Raw genomic sequence first — 20,907 nt, 5'->3', positions numbered from 1 at the left:
TCAATATATATTTTAATAGAATCTAATGGTATTATTTATTAATTTGTAAACCAATTTTTGTAACATCAATAGGTAAAATACCCATTTTTAAAGCAGGTGAATCTGGTTTAAATCTAAAGTCCCCATTTTCAGGATCCATAAACATTGGATCTATTGCTTTACTATTTTTATCAACTCCATCTTTTTGTGATTTAGCTAACCTCTTTTCTGCAATAGTATTATCTGCTTTACTATAAAAAATATTATAATCAGAGTCAACATCTCTAATTCTTGCTGGCACTCTACCTCTGCTATCTTCACCTACCAAACCTTTTCCTGCTTTTGGTTCAGAAAGAAAAATACACATATCTGTAGTTGAGTAAAAAATATTTCGTTTCAAAGTTGCTCCTGTTGATGGACCTTCTACCAATTTTAAATAAAGACCACCTCTAGGTGGACCAACATCTGCAATAATGTTATTTTCAAAACGATTATTGAGTTTTAAGGTCATGCCTTGTGAATTACATTTGTAAATCAGGTTTTCTGAAATTAGCACGTCCATTTGTCCTCCATCTGTTCTAATAGCACTTTGTTTACCCGTTTTTGCGACTAAATGATGTATATAATTTCTACGAATTATATTTCCAGCTCCAGCTGCACGTATGTAAATACCATTTCCATCACCTAACTTTTTCATTACATGGTGAATTTCATTATTTTCTATGATATTATTTTTACTATGCCAATATGGACGAACATCATTTGGTGTTAATTTTTTAGGTAATTTCCCTATTTCATGCCAACGAATGGCTCTATGTTGTTCTCTTCTGTTAGAGGGTTTAAAAAATCGAATAACACAACCTGAAACTATTAAACCACAATAATTTGTATTATGAATTAAATTGTTGGCTACTCTATTATCTCCACTATTCCAAAGAAAAATACCTGGAGATTGCCAATAAATTTCACCTATATGATGAATATTATTATTGTAAACTGTATTGTTTTTATTTACATCTTTAGTACCTGGACCATAACCACAAAGTAGAATTCCACCTCCACCCATTTGTTCTATATGGTTGTTAGAAATGTTATTATTCTTACCATATAAATCAACTCTTATTGCACCACTTCCACTATGTAAAAAATGAGAATTTTCTATAGAACAATTTTCTGTACCTCTAAAACGAACCATTGCATTATCCTTGTCTAACATATCCCAATCGTGTTGTAAACCAGCATCATCTTTGGTTAACGTATAACGCTCTCCATGTTTAAAAGTAAGTCCACGAAAATGAAGGTTTTTCACAGGAATATCTGTTGCACCTTTAAAATCTATTTTACCTTCTACTTTAATCAATTCTAATAAAGTAGGAGCAACAATAGAAAAATTGTTATTTCTGGGCCAGAGATATACTTTTTTCTCTTTTGTATTTAACACCCATTCTCCTTGTTTGTCTAATTCTTCTAACACATTTTCTACCCAAAAACCTTTTTTTGTAATAGCATAAGTAGCATCAACAGAGGTAAGTGCAACTCCCTTTTTTTCATCAACAGATTTTAGTGGTAACATATTTACAATCCAATCTCTTGTTGGGCGCACCAAAATCTCTACATCTTCTACATTCGACCAATTTTTTAAAGTTCCTTTAGGAAAAAGGAGTTTGTTCTTTTTACTTCCTTTTAAAGGCATATAACGTTCTGATTGTGCACGTGGCAACATCCCTTCCTCATCATAAAGCGTTAGAAATTTATCAGAAACATTGGCAACCCAAATATTACCAACTGCTTCTTTTGGTAAGTTTGGCAGTGTATTAGTTACTTTTTTCCAATCCGAAATTCCTTTTCCAGAACTAAACACTGGTTTTTCATTTGGATATGCTTGATAAATGATATTCTGATTATCATTTCCAGAATCTTTTAAATCGAAAACTACTGTTTTTTTAAGTTGATAATTTCCTTCTCTGATTAGAACAGTAATGTCTGTTGATTTCTTTTTTTTGAGTTTTCGAACCGTGTTTTTAGCCTGTTCTAAAGTTGCAAAAGGACCATCTGTTTTAGTTGCATTAGGTGTAGCTAAGGTACCAGACCAATTATCTGAACCTTGTGTAGAAACAAAAAAATCTGCTGTTGTATTTTCTGTATTTGTTTGAGATATACCACTAAAACATCCCATAATTAAAGTGATAGCTAAAAATATTATTTTTTTCATAATTTTCTATTGTTTCTTCTACTCAAATAAAACTGTTATCTAAATCTATACAATTGATTATTACAAATATCTATCCAAATTAAAAAAAGGGGTTGCTCTTTTCGTGCTTTTTATTACCCAATTCACCCATACTGGTTTTAATAACGCGTAAAAAACAGCAAGATCATTACAAAGGTTTAGTTTATAATGGCTTCAATTTGAGGCCAATTATCCATTCCTTCATTCGTTTGTGTAGTTCCTAGTGTACTTCTGCCGTCTAAAATTATCTTTTTTAGTGCTGCTTTTAACTCCTCTGCTTTTTTAGGATATACTGCAATTAAGTTTTTTGTTTCTCCAATATCATCTTTCAAATTGTACAATTGCATCTTAGGTAAATCCAATTTTTGCTTTCTTATATCTTTAGGACTAGGGTAGCTCCAACCACCAGAACCTGGACAAGTAATTAATTTCCAGTCTCCTTTTCTGATTGCAAAATCTCCACTAATTGAATGACTAACAATATACTCTCTAATATCAATATCTTTTGCTTTTGTAATTAGTGGTAACATACTATTGCTATCTACACCTTCATCATCTTTTATTCTATGACCCGTCAATTCAGCACAAGTTGCAAAAAAATCAGTTGTGCAAATTGTTTTATCTGTACTCTTGTTTTTTTGTGCTTTAGCTGGCCATTCTATAATAAAAGGCACTCTATGTCCACCCTCAAAAATGTCAGCTTTATGACCTCTGTATACCCCACTTGGGTTATGGTTAAATTTCGCCAATGTTTCAAAATCTGCTTTGGGAGAACACCCATTATCACTTGTAAAGACCAAAAGTGTATTCTCTGAAATTCCTTGACGTTTCAACTCTTTTCTTATTTGACCAACAACATCATCTACTTGCATTACAAAATCTCCATACATATTTGTATTGCTTTTTCCTAAAAACGCTTCCGAAGGTAAAATGGGAGTATGAGGGGCAGGTAAAGGGAAATACAAAAAGAAAGGCTTGTTATCTTTAGCTTTTGAGTCTATATATTGAACTGCTTTATCTGTTAAATCTTGTAATACTGTTTGATGTACAAAGTCTTCAGAAGTAAGTCCTTTTCTCCAAAATTTTTGCCCTTTTGAAGCTGTATATGTTGTGGGTACCATAGTAGGCATATCATTTTCTATGTATACATAAGGTGCCATATCTAAGGAACCGCAAAAACCAAAAGTATATTCAAAACCGTGAGTAGTAGGTCCATTTGTAACTGGTTTCTTAAAATCTATCTTAGGTTCTACCTTTATTTTTTTTAGATTAATAGATGTTTGACCATCTTGAAGTGCCCAATCCCATCCTAAATGCCATTTTCCAATGTATGCTGTATTATAACCTTGTGTTTTTAGCATTTCTGCAACCGTAACACGTTCTTGTTTTATTAATGATTTAGAATAGCCCCCTATTACACTACTTTTTAACTTTGATCTCCAATTATATCTGCCTGTTAAAATTCCATAACGAGTTGGTGTACAAACTGCTGATGAAGTATGCGCATCTGTAAATTTCACTCCATTTATAGCCATTTGATCTAAATTGGGCGTTGCAATTTTTCCATTTGGATTGTAATTTTGGACATCACCATAACCTAAATCATCTGCCAAAATATAAATAATATTTGGTTGTTGTTTTATGGACGATGTTTGATTTGAGGTAGTTTTGCAAGCAACTGCAATGACTACTAATACTAGTATGCTAATTTTTAATTTCATTTTATTTTTTAAAATTTAAATTATTTTTTAAAATGGTAATACAGATGCCAGTGGAAGTGGTACTTTATTATTTTTCCTCCAACTAACAAGTTCTGCCAATAATTCTGAACCTTTTTCAGGATTTTTATCAATTAAATTTTGACTTTCCTTTAAATCCTCTTCTAAATTGTATAATTCAACTTTTCCATCATTTATAAACTGAATCAATTTCCATTTCCCTTTTCTGATGACAGAACAAGGCGGATTTTTATATCTACTAGCCAAATGCCAAAAAAGTGGTCGTTCTTTAAAAAGTTTGTTTTTTAATAGAGGAACTATACTTTTGCCATCTAAAACACCATTGTAGTTTTTAACTTTAGCCAAGTCTAAAAAAGTTGGAAAATAATCCATACCAGAAATAGGTGTTTTGGAAATTCCAGCATTAATTTGCCCTTTCCAATTTACAAAAGCAGGTACTCTAATTCCGCCTTCATATACCATTCCTTTTGCACCCCTTAAAGCATTTGACTTACTTGTTAATCCATTAAAACCATTGTCTGATGTAAATATTACAATGGTATTTTCGCGCAAACCTTCTTTATCTAGATAATCAAAAATTCGTTTTACATTCTCATCAATAGAAGCTATCATACTTGCGTAACCTGCAGCTTCGCTTTTATTTTTAATACCTTGACCTGTAATGGTATCAGCTTGTTTGTTCATAAATTTTTGATATGCTTCATCAGTCCTTGCTACAATTGGACGATGAGGCGCATAATAATGAAGATTTACAAAAAATGGTTGTTTTTTATTTTGTTTGATAAAATCAATTGCATCAGTAGTTAATCTATCCGTTAGCCATTCATCATCTTTTTTATCTTCAATAAACGGATTTTTAAAAGGTGCTTTATAACCTCCACTTTCAGATTTATATCCTTTTGTATAACCTCTTGCAGGATCTCCCCACCAAGTGCCTCCAATATTTTTATCAAATCCTTTTCCTATGGGATAATATTGTTGAATTTCTGCTGATTGATGATTTGCCAGCCAATCTAACGTTCCGTTTGCTGGTTGTTTTAAATGCTTTTGAAAAGGATAATTTTTTTCTTCTTGAGGATTTGGTCCAACAACATGCCATTTTCCTAAATGAATGGATGTGTAACCTGCCTTTTTTAACGGTTCTGCATACATTTTATGTTCTAAACCGACTGTCCAACGTGAAAATATATTGTCTTGATTATTTCCTCTTTCTAACACAGGTACATTATAAACGCCTGTTCTAAAAGACTGTTTACCTGTTAACAAAGCTGCTCTTGATGGTGAACACGTTGGATACATATAAGCATCACTAAACACCAAACTTTCCTTTGCAAACGCATCTAAATTTGGCGTTTCAAACCATTGACTTCCCATAAAACCAACATCTTGCCAACCTAAATCGTCTGCCAGAATAAAAATAATATTGGGTTTGGTTTGTTCTTTTTCTTGACTACTACAAGCCAAAACTATCAAAAGAACCATTGCAATACAAACTGTTTTAGAAAGTTTTATCATATTATTTTAAAGCAGATTTAATTTCAATAATTCTTTGTTTATCCACCCGTAACTTCTTCCTTTATCACCATAAGCACTACTTGTCATAATTCTACCTTGTAACGCTGCTGAAATTGCTACTTTAGAGTTGTTTGATGCGTCTGTAAGTTGAATTATTTTGATATAATCCTCCATAAAACTTACATCATCTGCATAGGTATTTATGCTATCATTTTTATGAGTGTCAGTTGTTGCGTTCTTTACTTTATTTTGATTCTCCATTTTTGAGTTTTTTTTTGAATTACACGAAAGCAATAACAAAAAAAGTGTATGCAATGATAATAAAGGTAGATGATTTGTTTTGTCTCATATATTCAAATTATTTGCTGTAATAGACCATTCTTTTAATTATTCTGAATCTGTTCTGAATGGATATGCAGGTAAATTAGCCTCGTTTACCAAATTTACATCTGGCTTTCCAGAAAAAGCATATCTAATATATTGTGGGTTTTTAATTGCTTTAGAGGTTAAAATGACTGTATTTCCTTCAATTTTTGCATTTGCCATTTGCCAATTCATAGTTTTGTCGGCGATCCAAAATGCAGTTGGTGGTTTTCCATTTAATGTTTTTAAACCTTCAGCATTATCAAAAGACACCATCAATTGTCTTTTTTTAATCGCTACAGATTTCATTTTTGGTCCTTCCGAAATTATATTTTTCTTAAAATTTTCTTTAGTTGCTGCTAACGCTAAACGTTTCCCAATTGGGAGTTTATCTTTTGGATGAATATTTTTTAAAGCTCCCAAATCAATAGTATTGATAACATTTGTATGTGGAATTTTTAAAACTTTAAGTTGTGATTCTCGAATCCAAGCCCAAGATTCTTCAGTTGGATCTTGAGGATCTATGATTTGTTTTTTTTCTGTTCCTTTGCCATAACCTGGCAACATAACCACCATAAAATGCATATTTTCTTTATCCCATTCTTTTCTATAACGTTTTATCCAAGCATTCAAGATATCTCCATATTCTTTCATACCAGAAACCTTATGGAACCAATTGGCTTCAGTAACTTCTGGAACACCAGAAAGATATCTTGCATTTCGCTCACCTTGATACCAAACTAGACCTCTTACAGCAAAAGGTGCTAAAGGTTTCATCATTGCATTGTATAAAACATTTGGTTGCCTGCGTAGAAAAACATCTTCTTTTTTAGTTCGATTTTCTTTTTTTGCAATGATGCTTTTAATGTTATTTTGAGTTTCTGTATCCGCATCAAAATCTTGCATTATGGTTTTAAAATAATCAAAATCTTGTGCCATATCTCTAGGCATCCAAGCTTCTAATGAAGAACTTCCCCAAGAAGTATGAATTATGCCAATAGGTACATCTGCAGCTTTCTCTAAATAATAAGCAAAAGCAAGTGAAACCGCACTTGTTGGCGTTTGTGTTGACCATATACCTACAACCTCATCTTCTTCCTGTAATGAAACTGTTCTATTAACTTCAAAGCTTCGAATATTTTTTGCTTTGGATACCAATGCTTGAACTTCGGGGACTGCCCTTACTTTCATTTGCATATTCGATTGACCAGAACAAATCCAAACTTCACCTACCAAAACATCGGAAATAACAATTTCGTTTTTTCCTTTTACTATTAAATTTTTTCCTTTTTTAGAAGTTTTTAAGGTATCTAATTCAATTTTCCATTTTCCAGATTCATCTGCAGTTGTACTTTTTTGTTGCCCTGCAAACTCAACTAAAACTTTTTGACCTGGTGTTGCAGTTCCCCAAACAGGAACTTTCATACCACGTTGTAATATCATATGGTTGTTAAAAATATTAGATAGTTTTAATTCAGAATTATTAAATCGAGCTTTTACAAAGGCATAGCTTTTTTCCATTAATTCATCATAAATTACTTTATCAGCCTTTTTTTTGCGAAAAAAAGGACTGTTAAAAAAACCATGGTCTTTTCCTACATAAGATTCTAATTGACAAACATTTCCAGCTTCATTCATTAACACATTGAAACGTTCTGCATTTTCAAAAGGTACTGTTTTGTCTGCTTTTCCATGAAACACTAAAGTGGGTACAATTCCTTTTTTTATTTGATGATTTGGTGAAATATCTGTTTTTCGTTCTTCACCTACTTTCGCCATTCCATACCCTTTTTCGGTAGTATCTAATACAGGATTGTACAGTATCATAAGATTAGGTTTAGAACTGAAAGACAAATCCTCGTTGTCATCTTCATACCCTTCAATAGCACCTGTACATGCTGCTACATGACCACCAGCAGAACCTCCTGAAGCCACTATTTTATCAGGATTAATTCCCAGCTTTTTTGCGTTTTTACGCACCCATCTAATTGCCGATTTTGCATCACTTACAGCATCGAATGGTGTTGTATTATGCTTATTCTTAACTCTATATTCTGCTGAAATGGCAACAATCCCTTTTTTTGCAAAATAGCTTGATTGTTCATAAAACTGTTTAGGGTTACCACTAGTCCAACCACCACCAAAGAAAAACACAATGACAGGAACTTTATCCGTTATTTTATGTCCTTTAGGATTAAAAATATGGAGAGACAACTTGGTGTTATTTATGGTTTTGTAAACAACTGTTGAATCTGGTTCAATTGAACCTTTAACAGTAACAGATTTTGCACTAGTTGCCATATTTAAAATTAACAGAAATAATGTTGTTATATATATTTTCATAAGTTGAATATTAATATTTAAAAAAAACTAGAATTAAAATAAATTGCTCGATTCTAAAATAATGTTTTTGGTTTATAAGTTAAGAATACTTCATTTTCACTAATCAATTGGTTTGATCCACATACAATGACCTCCACCAGCTACCATTTTTGCTTTTATAATAGCATCTTTTTTTACAGTTTCGGTTCTTATTTGATATGCTTCTGGATTGGTTTTGCTATTTGTTTGTTCTTTATCTTCGTAATAGGTAATTGTATAATTTTTATCTTCTTCTAAAAAGTCTAAAGGAATTTCTAAAACGCCACCATTTACATGTACTGAACCTATAAACCATTCTTTTCCAGATCTTCTTGCAGTTGATAAATAGCCATCTATTTTTGCGTGTAATACTTTGCTCTCATCCCATTTATCAACTGGCATTTTTTTGATAAATTCAAACAAGTCTTGTTTTGTTTCATAGGCTTCAGGAGCATCTGGAAGCACAACTAATCCACTAAAAATTATTAAAGTTCTTGCAGCTTCTGCAGTAACTGTGGTATGTAATGAGTTTGGTTTTCTAGGTCCTTTTAATCTTTCTTTTGCATTGACACCAGAAATATCAAAAATTCCATTATTCATATCTAAAGGACCTTGTATAGCATTAATTAATGCCATTCTTACAAATGCTTTAGGCGTAAAAGCTTTTTTAGAATCTTGTTGTGCATGGCAATATTCTCTTGTAATTGCATTAGGGTATGTTCTTGTAATTCCTGCTAAAGGAACTGGGCCATCGTGAAAATTGATGAGTAAATTACTTTCTGCACTTAATTGAATTGCATCTCTAGTAAAATCAGTTTTATTGCCCATAAAACCATATTTAATTCCTTTAACGCCTATTGATTTATAATACTCAAATAGTTTTTCATCACCATAATCTCCTTTTCTTCTATCATAATACAAAAATATTTCAACGTCTTTCTTTTTAGCATATGCAATTACTTTTGCTAAATCTAATTCTTTAGACATTTCAATATTTCCTGGTTCTACATCTGTGTACCAAGCATCATCAATCAAAAAATATTCAATATTATTTGCTGCTGCAAAATCTATAAATCTGTAATAACTTTCGTTATTAATTCCATAGGTAAAACCGTCTTTTGCAGTGTAACCATGCACTCTCCAATCCCAAAGTGATTTACCAGGTTTTACCCAGTCTGAATTTTCTAATTTATTAGGTGTTGCTAAATTAATTGCAACATTATTTACCACAAGATCACCCATAGTTTTTCCTAATAAAACAACTCGCCAAGGAGAGGAAAGTCTTGTTGATATTGAAACAGCACTATTTTTTGATACAATTGCATTTGCTTTAACATCAGCTTCTATCTTCATTGTATTAAACCCTTTTGCTGCGTACAAATCAGATTCAAAAATCGCCATAAACATTTTATCTGGAGTCTCAACAACTAAAGGAATATGTAAATGTTTTTTCTTACCTCTTTTTCCAGGTTTTAATTGTTCTGCGTATAATTCTTCTATGGTTAAAGGTCCTAAAGGTTCTTTTTCTCCATTAGGTAAATAAAATTTACTTTTCTTTTGAGGCGAATAAGTACATTGCCATAAAATATCTTTAGGATTAGTTGCCTTATCCAAAATAAAACGAAATGCAAGTCCATCATTATAAACTCTTGCTAAAAACTTTGATTTTGAATTATCAGCAGAAATAGAAAGCTCTAATTCTTGGTAATAATCTCTCATTTGTTTTTGTTGCCCCCAAACTGCTTCCCAATGTTTATCTTCATTAGAAATTTTGTGATCTTCTATAGTTACTTTATCACCATTAAAATACTCTAGAGTAGATGTTTCCATCATTTTTGTGCCAAACCAAACTATTGAGTAATTGAGCTTATTATTTTTTAAAGAAATTGTTAGTGTTACTTTTCCATCTGGTGATTTTACTTGAAAATTATCTTGCGCTCCTTGCATGGCAAATGATGAAATAAAAAGGGCTAAAAAAACTATAAGAAACTTGATTTTCATTGATGTTTGCTATAATATTATTAATCTTTGCTTCTCTAAAGAAGGCATTTTTGTAAATTTATTTTTTTTGAGCCAAGCTTCACAAGTAGGAGACCAACATGTATAGTAATATAGTGTCTTGCTCTGGATTGGCTACAAACTCGGCTATTGGCATATCCATTTGTAAATACTGTTCCTTCGTTTACAATTTTATCAATATTGGGCGTTTCGTAAAATGTACTTCCTGTTGCACTCAAATCTGCATATCCTAAATCATCTGCTAAAATGAAAAGTATATTCGGTTTGGTTTCTTTTTTTTGAGCAGTGATTATTAACGTAAATAGTAAAAAAAACACTGTCAATAATTTAGGTAGTTTTTTCATTTTATTTGCGTTTTGTTAAAACTACATCATCCCAATAGCCAACACCATTAAAATCGTTAGAAGTGATACATCTTAATTGTAAATTAGTCATATCACCACTATTAAAAGTGCCTTTAAACTGAACCCATTCATCTGTTTTGTTTGTTGCTTCTAATTCAAACTTACACGTTTCATCAAAACTTCCATTGGTATCAAAAATAAGTTTCCCTTTTGTACCCGATTTTACTTTTAGCTGAATACTTAATTCGTAATTCGTATTTGGTTTTAATACTACTTTTTGAATTAAAGGTTTCATTTTTCCATTTCCTTGGTATTGAAGTGCAAAATATCCTTTTGCTGTGTTGTCTTTAAAAGGAGAAAATCCTTTAGAATTTCTGTTATACCAGTTTTTTACTTGACCTTGAGTAATCAATTCAAAGGAAGGGTTTTCTACCAAATTTTCAATATTTGATTTTGATACTTTAATAGATGTAATTTTGTTATTTGCTTTAATAACATTTAAATCGATTCTATTTTCTTCCAAAACCCAAGATTTTCCTTTGAAATTATCTTCTTCAAAACCTTCAACTATATATCCTTTTGGAATTTCTATTGACAATATTTCATTTGGTAGAATACCTTGTTTTTTCAATTTTTCCTGATTGTAATTTCCTTCTGATAATGCACCCATCATTTCATTAAAATTGATGTCTTTATGAAAAGTTGGCAATGCTACACCTAATGTTTGTTTTACCATATTTATGGTGCCATCTTCATTAAAATAAATAAGATCAAAACAAACTGAACGGTTGGTTGCTATACCTCCAGACAAGTTTCCATTATGATAAAATACATACCATTGGTCTTTATACTCGACAACAGAACCATGCATGGTAATAATATCTGTGCTATCTACAAATACACCTTTACATTCATAAGGACCATAAATATTATCACTGATGGCATATCGCATTTTATTTCGTTTTGGAAAATCATCAGGGTAAATAATGTAATATTTCCCCTTACGTTTAAACATCCACAAACCTTCTCTAAAACCATCTAAACCTTTAATTGAATGAGGTTTCCCTTCAATCTCCATCATATTATCTTTCAGTTTATATCCTGTAGGATCTCCTTCACCACCAATAAACAAATAAGACTGACCATCATCATCGGTAAAAACACATGGATCTATTAACGACTTTAAACCTTTAATATAACCTTGTTCTTTAAAACCAGAAGTAGGGCTTTTACTGGTTGCAACCCCTATTTTCCAAGTATCTCTACCTTGCCCTGATCTATGAGGAAAATAATAGTAATACGTTCCGTTTTTATAGGCAGCGTCAGGTGCCCACATAAATCCGCCTTCTTTTCTTCCCCATGGTACTTGACTAGAATGTAATATTTCACCATGGTCTTTCCAAGTAATCATATCATCTGTAGAAAATACGTGATAACCGTCCATAGTTTTATATCCTTTTGAAGGAGCTGGATCTGAAGATGGATATACATACAAACGACCATCTTGCCAAACGTGTGCAGATGGGTCTGCAGTAAACATATGACTCACGATAGGATTTGAACGACGATCTTGAGCTTCAATCTTTACGAAAGAAACCAACAATAAAGCGACGAAAATTATTTTTGTTTTCATATTAGAAATTATTCTTTAATTTTTATAAGTGATACATTATCCCAATAACCAACACCATCAAAATCTTTAGAAATGATAGAACGTAATTGTAATTTGGTTGTTTTTCCACTATTGAATTCAGCTTTGAAAGTTATCCATTCTTCGGATTTGTTTTTAGCATCTAACTCAAACTTGCAAGTTTTATCAAAAGCTCCATTAGTATCAAAAATGACCTTCCCTTTTGTACCCGATTTTACTTTTAACTGAACACTTAATTCATATTTAATATTAGGTTCAATCTCTAATTTTTGAATTAAAGGTTTTGGAGTTCCTTTACCTTCGTATTTTAATGAATAATATCCTTTTGCTGTTTCATCTCTATATCGAACATAAGGTTTAGGTCTTTTATTGAACCAATGTTTTACCAAACCTTGAGTAGCCAATTCAAAAGAAGGATTCTGTACCAAATTTTCAATTTTTATTTTTGATATTTTTATAGAAGAAATTTGATTGTTCGCGCCAATTGCGTTTAAATCGATTCTATCTTCTTGAAACGTCCATGATTTTCCTTTAAAATGGTCTTTTTCAAAACAGGTAACTTCATATCCTTTAGGAATTTGAATAGATGAAATTACGTTGATTTGGATTCCATTTTTCTCTAAATCTGATTTTGTGTATTCACCAAAATCTAATGTTCCAAACATTTCATTAAAGTTGATGTCTTGATGAAAAGTTGGTAATGTAACACCTAAACTTTGCTTTACCATTTGGATAGTTCCATCTTCATTAAAATAAACAGGATCAAAACATATAGACCTATTAGTACCTATACTTCCTGATAAATTTCCATTATGATAAAACACATACCATTGGTCTTTAAACTCAACCAAAGAACCATGCATTGTAATTACATCTGTATTGTCTAAAAATACTCCCTTAAACTCCCAAGGTCCTAATGGGTTTTTGCTCATTGCATAGCCCATTTTATTCGTTTTTGGAAAATGATCTGGATATATTAAGTAATACATGCCTTTTCGTTTGATAACAAAAGGACCTTCTCTATGACCTGTAGCACCGATTTGTTCGGTCATTTCTCCTTCAATCTCCATCATATTTTCCTTTAATTTTGCAGCATAAGGTTTTGTATCTACTACCGCATAAATATAAACTTGCCCATCATCATCTAGAAAAACACCTGGATCACAAAATTTATTCAGGCCTTTTACATATCCCTGCAGTTTAAAATCTGATGCTGGTTTTTTGCTAGTTGCTACACCTATTTCCCAAGCACCTTTTTTGTTTTTATGTGGAAAATAAAAATAATACGTACCATTTTTAAAAACACAATCTGGCGCCCACATAAATCCTCCTTTTTCAATTCCCCAATCTACATCTCTAGAATGAAGTATCTCTCCATGATCTTTCCAAGTAATCATATCATCTGTAGAAAATACGTGATAACCATCCATAGTTTTATATCCTTTGGAAGGCGCAACATCTGTTGATGGATACACATACAAACGACCATCATTCCAAACATGAGCAGATGCATCTGCAGTAAACATATGGCTTACAATTGGGTTTGAACGACGTTTTTGAGCATTCATTTGTAACCCAAGTAATAAAAAGAAGATTACTATTTTTATTTTCATCATTATATATTTTTTAAGTTGAAGCGTTTTTTATAAAGAAATATTGATTTCAATTTCTTTCTGTTCTCTAACAACTTTTAAAGCAATTTCTGAAGTTCTAACTTTTTTTATCAATCGAAAAAATTGTTTCAAATTAGCCACTTTTTTTCCTTTTATAGTTAAAATTAAATCACCTTCTAATAATCCAGATTTTGCTGCTTTAGATTTTTTGGGCACTTTAATTAAGGCAATACCTCCATCTTCTTTAGTAACTCCATAAGCAGAAAACTCCATACCTGATAACCCACTAACAGCAGCTCCTAACCAAGTAGGTTTTCTTCCTTTTTTTGCTGCTCTTTTATTCTTAAGTTCTTCTGAGACTCCTAAGACAGGTATTATTGGAGTTCTTGCAATTGCTTTTAAACTTGGCTTTTTAACACCAAATTGATCCATAGGGAAATTTTTAAACCCAATTTTAAAGGCTGGAGAACCTTCTTTTACTCTAAAATCTCCATTTGCTGGGTCTATAAATTGAGGATCAGCTACGATTGAGTTTTGATCCCATCCAAACTTTTGTGTAAGTTCTGAGTTAAAAATAAGGTTACTATCAACTCGCTTGCCTGGATTCTTTGCTGTTGGTACTTTTACACCTTGATATACAAACATAAAAATATTAGAAAACACCTCATCTCCACTATTTTCAAACCACACATGTGGATGAAAAGTATTATTTACAGTAATATTATTCCAAGCACGTCTTCTGTATCCTTCTCTAAGTTTTAAACCACCAGACAACATCAAATTATTATAAATATCGTAATTGGTAGAACCATCATCTAAATCAATATCCCAACCATGATCACATCTCCAGCGACTATTACGAATTACAGTAGTTTTTATGGCATCTGCAAATGGTAATTCTGGATATTTACTCATATCTGCATTTTTAAGACGCCAAAAACGGTCTCTTCCCCAAGAATTAAACGAACCATGATCGTGGGTTTCTAATACAGTGTTGAAGACATCACAACGTTCAATTAAATGACCACCAAAAGCGCCATCTCCAACATTAATTCCTGAACGAGCACAATCGTAAATTGAACAATCTCTGACGGTTATTTCCATCGCCATTTCAATCTGCACTCCTGCAGGTTGACGTTCTACAGTGCCAATATTATTAATTAGACAATCTTCAACAGTACCTAATGATGGATAATTTTCTGTTTTAGGACCAGGAGTTTTATCAACAGTATTCATATCATTTTTCTGTCCATATTCAAACAACGGATCACGTAAAGCTTTTGGATCACCAACAAAACAAACTCCACTTGCTCCTGTATGATGAATGTAATTTCCTTTTATTAAAGTCTTTCTATTGTAGTTATTTACAAAAATGGCATTTCCGCCAACTTGATCAAATTCACAATCTAAAATCTGAATATTTTCTGTACCTGTTAACATAAATGCACCTCCTCTAAAAATGGTCCAATCTGAACGCACCATAGGTTCTTTGGTTTGCATAAAAGTTCTGGCAGCGTGTTTTATGACAAAACCTTGTAAGCTAATATGTTTTATAGGATTTTTTATAGACCCTTGAAAATTGATCAATTGCTCTAATTGCACCACCTCAACTTTAGCCTTTTTTAAATCTGCAGTGGCTTCTGGTTTGTAATACAAAGTTTGTGTTGTTTCATTATGAAACCATTCTCCAGCAGCATCTAGTTCTTCGAAAATATTTTCAACCATTCTATATTCTGGATGCATCCCCATTTGTCGGTTATTTTGCCAACCTCCTTCATAGGTAACTTCTCCTTCTTTATTTTTACCAGTGATGATATAATGATAGCCTCCCCATTCTTTAGCATGCATTGCGTGAATATAACCTCCTTTAGGATTTTTCCATCCTGCAGCTCTTTCCTTTGAAAAAGCATCAGCAGCAAAACCTTGATAAGGAGCTGTTTTCTTACTAGCATCATAATTAGGATAACGTGCCATACGTTGATTTAATCCATCAATAAAAACCTGATCAATTTTTATTCCTTTTGGTGTTTTTGCTTGATAAATTCCGTTTTGAAAGGGTTTCCAATTCAGTTCTAATTTTATCCCTCCACTTAATACTGTTTTTCCTTCATTTTGAGCACGATATAGAATTGGGAATTGTTTTGAACCTGAATCTTTTGGATTAAAAACGATAGTTTCTGGCAAATAATAAACACCATCAGCAAAATAAATAGTAACACTTTCTTTACCTGCAAACGCTCTTGCTTTTTGTTGTGCTGCTCCGAATGTTGCTAAAGGATTATTTGCGTCACCATTGTTTTTATCTGAACCATTTGGACTCACATAAATATCTAAAGCATAGGTTGATGTTATAAAAAAAACTATTAAAATGTAAACAAAGTTCAATATATATTTTCTCATAATTAATTTTGTTGAATTCTTTGATGTGTGTTTTTTGTTTCTTTTCTGAGCTTGATTATTACTTTAGCGAACTTTTTATCATTTGCTAAATTATTCATCTCATAAGGATCATTTTCTAAATCATATAGTTCTTCAATTACAGGAGTATGCTCGTAATAAATGATGTATTTATATTTATCATTCCTAACACCTCTTGATCTATATGATTTATTGGCTTTAATGATCTCTTGATTTGCTATTTCAAAATCTGGGTATTTTCTTTTAGAATGTAAGCTCGAAATAAAAAGACTTTCTGAATAGACCGATTTCTGCCAATTCTCCATATTTTGAGTTTTATCTAAGATGCCCGTAAAACTTTTTCCTTGCATTTTATCTGGTGTTTCTATACCTGCAAAAGACAATATAGTAGGTGCTATGTCTACAGAAGACACAAATGCAGCTTCTCTATAACCTCTTTTTTCTTTGGTTTTACGACCATCAAAAACTATTAATGGTGCTTTTATAGATTCTTCATAAAGAATTGCCTTATCATATAAACCTTGAGAACCATGAAAACGTCCATTATCACTGGTATAAATAATTATGGTATTATTAAGAATACCCATTTCTTTTAATTTTTTAACTAACCTTCCTACTTGCTGATCTACGGTATATCCTTGTGTTGCAAATCTTCTTACTAATTTTTGATATAATTCAGGAGTTGATGTTCTTTTTTTATGAAGAGGAACACCTCTCCAATTGTCAAGTAACTTCGGTAGTTTTGTGTTTTTGCCTTCAACCCAATTTTCTGGTACACTAAAATTCTGGTTCTCAAACAACTTTACATGAGGAGGGTACATGTCTCTATCTTTGTCGTTTTTTACTGCATAAAAACTAACTGACAAACAAAAAGGTTCATCTTTTGGTTGCGTATCTAAAAAATGAATCATTGCATCTCCAGTTTTTAAAGTCCTTTCATTGACAGGTCTATCTTCAGCATAAATTTTCTTTAAAGTTGCATCTTCTGGCCACATTTTAAAAGTTCCTCTAAAATGTACTCCTCTTCCTGTAAAAAAATCAAAATACTCTCCTAAATGTTCTTGTAAATCATAACCAGAAACACCACCTTTTGCATGATAAGCTTTATCTGTGACAGGAAAACCAAACTTACCTACAAATCCTGTTCTGTATCCAGATTTTTTCAATCTAGCTGGGTATGTATCCTTAAAATCTGTCTTTGAAAAAGTAAGGTTATTTGGATAGGAAAAGCCTACTCTATGATTAGACAAATAACGCCCAGACATCATAGTAGCTCTACTAGGCATACAAATTGCGACAGGGTAATAGGCTTTGTCAAAAACAACTCCTTCTTCTGCTAATTTATCTATGTTTAACGTTTTAAACTCTGGTCTTCCATAACATCCAAAATTATCCCAACGTTGGTCATCTGTCATCAAAAAAACAATATTTGGCTGTTGAGCAAAACCGATCTTAGCTAGCATTAAACAAAATACGAATACAAACTGTTTCATTTTATAAGTTTTATTCAACTTTTTCTGGCGCCCAATCTGGTATACCAGATTCCTTTAGTTGTTTCATGTAACGTTTTGCAAAAGGTTGATCTTCGGGCGCTACTTTTGGCAAACCTTCATTAACCATTAATGGTTTTACATTCTCCCACCATTGATCGAAAGATTTTTGCAACCCAGCAATTACCTCAGGATTTTCTGCTGCTACATTATTCTTTTCGAAAGGATCTACAGAAATATCAAAAAGCTCTTTGTTGTTGCTAAAACGCCATTGTTGTGTTCTAACCGCAGATTTTTTAAATTTAAATTCTTCTCTTTGACCGTCTTTCCAACGACCACAGTGTATAAATAGTTCTCTATCTGACCATTCTGAATTTGGATTTTTAATAAGTGGTAATAAAGAACGACCGCTTAATTTTTGCATTTTTTTTGGCAGTTCTACTCCTGCAATTTCAGTAAACGTTTTATATAAATCGATATGAGAAACCAGTTTATCGATATCTACTCCTTTGCCTAATTTACCTTTCCAATACCAAAACGCAGGTACGTGTGTACCACCTTCAAAAGGTGAATTCTTTCCTCCTCTTAGGTTGGCATTAAAATGCCTTAATTTTTTTCCATTTAATTTACCACTTAAATGTGTAGCTCCATTATCTGTCATAAAAATAACTAGTGTATTTTCTAAGGCATTCCAAGATTCTAATTTTTGCATCATTGCTCCAAAATTATCATCAATGTTTTCAATCATTCCATAACGCCCAGCAGTTCCTTTATCATACCCTAAATCTAAAAAGCGTTTTTTATATTTTTCTGGTGCCACCAATGGTGCATGTGGTGCATTTAAAGAAACGTATGCAAAGTAAGGTTCGTTTGTTTCATTTTGTTTTTTAACCCAAGCCATAGCTGCATCAAAAAACACATCTGTACAGAACCCTTTGGTTTTAACAATAGTATCATTGTGAAGCAAAACATTATCGAAATACAAATTTTCTTCATTTGCAGGAAAATCACCATATCTAGTTTGTCCAATTCCTCCACCTCCGTGCATTAAAACTTCGTCAAAACCTCTATTTGTAGGTAAATATTTTTCTTCATCTCCTAAATGCCATTTTCCAAAAAGACCTGTTTTATATCCTGCTGATTGCAAGGCTTGTGGCATTGTAAATACTTCTTGAGACATTCTTTCTCGTTGTAAAATTGTATGGGTTACTCCAACTTCAAAAGGACGATTTCCACTCATAATTGCAGCTCTTGTTGGGGCACAAGTTGGACTTACTTGAAAATCTGTAAAGCGCGTTGATTTGGCATAAAAAGCATCAATATTTGGGGTTTTTAAAACTTGATTTCCCATACACGCCAAATCTCCCATTCCTTGGTCGTCTGTCATCACCAAAATAATATTAGGTCTGGTATTTTTAAGCGATTTATTTTGACTGATTACTGTGCAATTCGCCATCAAGATCAATAATCCTATTTGAATAAATTTAAGTGATTTCATTTTATATTTTTTTAGTTTTATTATTTTTTATAGTAATTTTAATTGGCAGACAATACTGCTTTTGGATCTGGAACTCTATTTGACGTTGTTGCAGCATCTCCATACCAATACACACCTACACCATAAGCCATATCACAATCTGTCCAACTCCAAACTTCCATATCTAGTTGAAGTGAACTTCCAAAAGGCATCACATCTAATGAACGTGTACGCGTTTCTGTACTATACCCTTTTGTGTTTCGTTCTCCTATATTCGTTTTTCTATTTAATTTATTATACTTGTAACTAAAAGGTTGTGCGTGAAATGGATGTTCGTAAAAATCGGTGCTCATACCTCCCCAAGAATATCCATAATAATCTTCTGTACCAGTGCCGAAAATAGATGGGAAATCCTCTCCATCTACCCAAATTTTTTCATCTCCTTCTCCCCACCATTTTTCAACTGGATTTTTTATAGTTAAAGCATCACCTACATAAACTCCTCGTCCTTTAAGAGTTACATAATTCCAATCTGAAAAAGGACGTGTAGGAACAGGGTTTTGCCCTCTCCAAGCAGCATTAAAATACATACTGTTTTTATCCCATTTCCAATCTCCAATTATTGTATTCAATTCGATATCAATTGGTTGACTACTTAAATTAAGTACAGAGATTTTAGCTGATTTCTGATAAGGCATTACCCAACGACTGGACATTGTTCCATCTTCTGAAACAGTTCTATACCAACCTTGAAAAGGGTTTAAACCAATTCCTGAACCAAAAAAATCGCCTATTGGACACCAAACCGTTTGTTGCCCATCAAACTCCATTTTTAGAATAACAGAACGTGTTATTAAAGAATCTTTATAACTTCCAAGCTTCAATGAAAGAACACGAAGTGCTGCATTACCTTTTTGCAAAGCAATAGATTTTTCTTCATTAGGCTTCAATGTTTCTTTTAATCTTACCGTTTTTCCTTCTGCTGTATTCTCTGGAGCCATTAAAGTTTTACAAACCTGTTTTATTTGATCTTCTGCTTTATTGAAATCCTCCAATGTAAACGTTTTTATCTTTGTTTTTTTTGAGTACTCTCTATAGGTAAATTGATAGAAAAAAGGACGTTCTGTAACCGTGATTTTGCAACTTTTTGCATAAGGAATTGGAAAAAAAGACACTGCAGATCGTAAAGATTTATGTGCCAAAGGAAAAGGAATTAAACCTGTTCCGTTTAAAAGATTGAGCATATTTCCTTGTAGTGTTGGTTCTGTAGCTCCATCCAAATAAATCTTAATAATACTATTTGTGTTTACTCTTTTTGTAGATCTAAAAGGCATCCAAGTACGTACAATTGCCCCAGGATTTTTATGATCCATTAAAACCCATTCTTTTTGCCCATTATTTTCTTCAATTCTAATAAAGTTGCGATCTTTATCATTATTATTTAAATCTTTGTTTGTAAACCAACCCACTGAATCTTTTGGGCTTATAGAAGCACGATTATAACTGCTCTCTTGTTTTAAACGAAAATCTTTTTCTGGAAAACTTGCAACTCTATCTCTATCAATCATTTCATTTAAGAGTGATGTGATATTAATTTCTGTTTTTTTGGCATTAAATGATGATAACAGCACAACTGTCATCAAAATTAAATATGAAAATAAAATTAGTTTAATTACGCTTTTTTGCATTGTTTCTATTTTTGAAGTGA

At 32.2% G+C, this 20,907-nt stretch carries 13 protein-coding genes; all 13 read right to left on the bottom strand.

Going from position 1 to position 20,907, the window contains the following annotated elements; genetic code table 11:
• Positions 1–31 precede the first annotated feature (31 nt).
• A complete protein-coding gene (locus ACJJVK_RS03930; RefSeq protein ID WP_405563396.1) occupies positions 32–2,191 on the bottom strand; it encodes a right-handed parallel beta-helix repeat-containing protein in 2,160 nt (719 codons plus the stop codon).
• Positions 2,192–2,367: 176 nt separating this feature from the next.
• Positions 2,368–3,930, bottom strand: a complete 1,563-nt coding sequence (locus ACJJVK_RS03925) for an arylsulfatase (protein WP_405563394.1) — start codon at positions 3,928–3,930, stop codon at positions 2,368–2,370.
• A gap of 27 nt (positions 3,931–3,957) precedes the next feature.
• Positions 3,958–5,463, bottom strand: coding sequence for a sulfatase (locus ACJJVK_RS03920; protein ID WP_405563392.1), 1,506 nt, complete (start codon positions 5,461–5,463; stop codon positions 3,958–3,960).
• A gap of 6 nt (positions 5,464–5,469) precedes the next feature.
• A complete protein-coding gene (locus ACJJVK_RS03915) occupies positions 5,470–5,724 on the bottom strand; it encodes a DUF6786 family protein (RefSeq protein WP_405563389.1) in 255 nt (84 codons plus the stop codon).
• A 126-nt stretch (positions 5,725–5,850) separates the two neighbouring features.
• On the bottom strand, positions 5,851–8,169 hold the full coding sequence (locus ACJJVK_RS03910) for a sialate O-acetylesterase (RefSeq protein WP_405563386.1): 2,319 nt from the start codon (positions 8,167–8,169) through the stop codon (positions 5,851–5,853).
• 99 nt (positions 8,170–8,268) lie between these two features.
• On the bottom strand, positions 8,269–10,188 hold the full coding sequence (locus tag ACJJVK_RS03905) for a glycoside hydrolase family 97 catalytic domain-containing protein (protein WP_405563384.1): 1,920 nt from the start codon (positions 10,186–10,188) through the stop codon (positions 8,269–8,271).
• A gap of 35 nt (positions 10,189–10,223) precedes the next feature.
• Positions 10,224–10,550: a sulfatase-like hydrolase/transferase gene (locus tag ACJJVK_RS03900; protein ID WP_405563381.1), complete on the bottom strand. Its 327-nt coding sequence runs from the start codon at positions 10,548–10,550 to the stop codon at positions 10,224–10,226.
• A gap of 1 nt (position 10,551) precedes the next feature.
• Positions 10,552–12,183 (bottom strand): family 43 glycosylhydrolase, encoded by a 1,632-nt coding sequence (locus tag ACJJVK_RS03895; protein ID WP_405563378.1) that lies wholly within the window; start codon positions 12,181–12,183, stop codon positions 10,552–10,554.
• Positions 12,184–12,191: 8 nt separating this feature from the next.
• Positions 12,192–13,817, bottom strand: coding sequence for a family 43 glycosylhydrolase (locus ACJJVK_RS03890; protein WP_405563375.1), 1,626 nt, complete (start codon positions 13,815–13,817; stop codon positions 12,192–12,194).
• A 27-nt stretch (positions 13,818–13,844) separates the two neighbouring features.
• A complete protein-coding gene (locus ACJJVK_RS03885) occupies positions 13,845–16,214 on the bottom strand; it encodes a right-handed parallel beta-helix repeat-containing protein (protein ID WP_405563373.1) in 2,370 nt (789 codons plus the stop codon).
• A 2-nt stretch (positions 16,215–16,216) separates the two neighbouring features.
• Entirely contained in the window at positions 16,217–17,725 is a 1,509-nt protein-coding gene (locus tag ACJJVK_RS03880) for a sulfatase-like hydrolase/transferase (RefSeq protein WP_215994376.1), read from the bottom strand.
• Positions 17,726–17,735: 10 nt separating this feature from the next.
• On the bottom strand, positions 17,736–19,220 hold the full coding sequence (locus ACJJVK_RS03875) for an arylsulfatase (protein WP_405563370.1): 1,485 nt from the start codon (positions 19,218–19,220) through the stop codon (positions 17,736–17,738).
• Positions 19,221–19,258: 38 nt separating this feature from the next.
• Complete coding sequence (locus ACJJVK_RS03870) at positions 19,259–20,887, bottom strand: glycoside hydrolase family 172 protein (RefSeq protein ID WP_405563368.1); 1,629 nt, start codon at positions 20,885–20,887, stop codon at positions 19,259–19,261.
• Positions 20,888–20,907 lie beyond the last annotated feature (20 nt).

Source organism: Polaribacter sp. Asnod6-C07 (assembly GCF_045063625.1).
GTDB lineage: Bacteria > Bacteroidota > Bacteroidia > Flavobacteriales > Flavobacteriaceae > Polaribacter > Polaribacter vadi_A.
This window is presented reverse-complemented; position numbering and strand designations above follow the sequence as displayed.